The organism is Pseudoxanthomonas sp. LjRoot204_2 (assembly GCF_056175765.1).
This window is the reverse complement of record NZ_JBGFFG010000479.1, coordinates 1-2,332: the sequence shown is the minus strand read 5'-3', so window position 1 is coordinate 2,332 and position 2,332 is coordinate 1. Positions and strand designations below refer to the sequence as shown.

Genomic DNA, 2,332 nt, shown 5'->3' with positions numbered 1-2,332 from the left:
TGCGGGAACGTCACGCAAAGAAAAGGCGGGACAGTGTCCCGCCTTTTCTTGTTCACCGCCATGCGCCGGGCTCAGCCTTTGCCGCCCTTCTTGCTGTTGGCAGGCTTGGCGGCGGCGACGGTGGTTGCCTTCGCCTCGTCGGCGGGGCCGACATCGGCATAGATGATGTCTTCCACCGTGCGGATACGTGCCAGCGCGTTGGCCGTGTACGTGCGATACGCCGCCAGCTGCGCGCCGGACAGCGGCTCCGGCGGCGGCATCGTCACCGACAGCGGATTGCGATGCACGCCGTTGATGCGGAATTCGTAATGCAGGTGCGGGCCGGTCGACAGCCCAGTGGTGCCGACATAACCGATCACCGTGCCCTGCGCGACGCGCTGGCCCGGCTTGATCTTGCCCAGGCGCGACATGTGCGCGTACAGCGTGGTATGGCCGCGGCCGTGGTCGAGGATCACGGTACGGCCGTAGCCGCCCTGCCACCCTGCGAACTGCACGCGGCCATCGCCGGCCGCCATGATCGGCGTACCCGTCGAGGCGGCATAGTCCACGCCCTTGTGCATGCGCATCGTGCCCAGCACCGGATGGCGGCGCGCACCGAACTTCGAGCTCATGCGCGCATACGCAATCGGCATGCGGATGAAGTTCTTCTTCAGCGGCCGGCCTGCGGCGGTGAAGTACTCCGGTTTGCCGCCCGGACGCGTGAATCGGAAGCCCGAATGCAGTTTCCCGTCGACGGTGAACGTGGCGGCCTGCACGGGGCCGGTGCTGATCAGCTCGCCCTCGCGCCACGTCTGTTCGACCACCACGCTGAAACGGTCTTCCGGTCCCAGGTCGGAATTGAAGTCGATGTCGTACTTGAAGATCTCGTCCGTCATCGAATTGATGTTGGCGGACGTCAGCCCCGCCTTGCGGGCCGACCGGTTGAGCGAACGCCCCACCTTGCCGCTCAGCACGACGGTACGGGTCGTGGTCTCGCGCGCGATCACGCGCTCGGTGACCTTGTCCTCGCCGACCACGAGTTCGACGCGATGGCTGGGATCGCGGTCGTAGCGCAGGGTGCGCAGGCCGCCGGTCACCGGCAGGTCGAAGGCGATCTCGGTGCCGGGCTTCAGGCGGGTCAGCGCCTTCTTGGCATCCGCGTTGTCCAGGATGCGGTGCAGCGTCGCGGCCGGGATGCCCAGCTCCTCGAAGATCGCGCCCAGCGTCTGGCCGCGCTTCACCCGCACCACTTGCCAGCTGTCGCCGGCGATACCGGCCTGGCGCTCTGCGGACAGTTCGGGCAGATCAAGCAGCAAGGTGTTGCGCGGTTCGGAGACCGGCGCCTGGATCGCACTCGAGAAGCCCGGCACGATCGTCGCCATCAGCACGCCGATGGTGGTGAACAGGGTGGCGTGGATCCAGTGGCGTCGCGTCCATCGCCCCTCCGGCAGATGACGCTTCACGGCGCTATCGCGGAGCACCCCCAGGCGCTCGCGGAACAGTTGCTTGCGGCTGTTGCCGCCCCCATGAGTTTGCATCAAGGTTGCACCCCGGGGCCAAGGCAAAGCCCCAATCGGCGTACCATAGACACGCGAAGACTTCGCGTCAAACCATTGAGTCAAATAGCTTTTTTGATTGGTATCACTGTTTACTTTCTTTTAACGGTAACTTCACGTCACTGACTTGGCCTTCACGTGGCCCCTCTATCTGGAACCGCTATCCCGTGTCCTCCGCAGAAGCGCTTGCCCTGATCGGCCGTGGTGCCGACGAAATACTGAAGATCGAAGACCTGCAGGCGCGCCTCGCCTCCGGCCGTCCGCTGCGCGTGAAGGCGGGGTTCGACCCCACGGCGCCCGACCTGCATATGGGTCATACAGTGCTGCTGAACAAGATGCGCCAGTTCCAGGACCTGGGCCACCAAGTGATTTTCCTGATCGGCGACTTCACCGGAATGATCGGCGACCCGTCGGGCAAGAACGCGACCCGCAAGCCGCTGACCCGCGAGGATGTGTTGGCCAATGCCCGCACCTATGAGGAGCAGGTATTCAAGGTATTGGACCGCGAGAAGACCGAAGTCCGCTTCAACTCCGAATGGTTCGGCAGGATGGGCGCGGCGGACATGATTCGCCTCGCCGGCCAGCACACTGTCGCGCGGATGCTGGAGCGCGACGATTTCGCCAAGCGTTACGCGGCGCAGCAGTCGATCGCGATCCACGAGTTCCTTTACCCGCTGGTGCAGGGCTACGACTCCGTGGCGCTGCAGGCGGATGTCGAACTTGGCGGCACGGACCAGAAGTTCAACCTGCTGATGGGGCGCGGCCTGCAGGAGCACCACGGCCAGGCACCCCAGGTC

Annotated in this window: 2 protein-coding genes; one reads left to right on the top strand and one right to left on the bottom strand. The window is 65.0% G+C overall.

The genetic code is table 11. The features are described from left to right. Positions 1-71: 71 nt before the first annotated feature. Positions 72-1,517: a M23 family metallopeptidase gene (locus AC04L7_RS16865; RefSeq protein ID WP_299344133.1), complete on the bottom strand. Its 1,446-nt coding sequence runs from the start codon at positions 1,515-1,517 to the stop codon at positions 72-74. A gap of 185 nt (positions 1,518-1,702) precedes the next feature. Here AC04L7_RS16865 and tyrS point away from each other — a divergent pair. Further along, the coding region (tyrS, locus tag AC04L7_RS16860) for a tyrosine--tRNA ligase (protein ID WP_475513472.1) at positions 1,703-2,332 on the top strand (630 nt) is incomplete at its 3' end.

Excerpts from the sequence above, each read along its gene's own strand:
- AC04L7_RS16865 (WP_299344133.1), bottom strand. The coding sequence starts at position 1,517 with ATGCAAACTCATGGGGGCGGCAACAGCCGCAAGCAACTGTTCCGCGAG.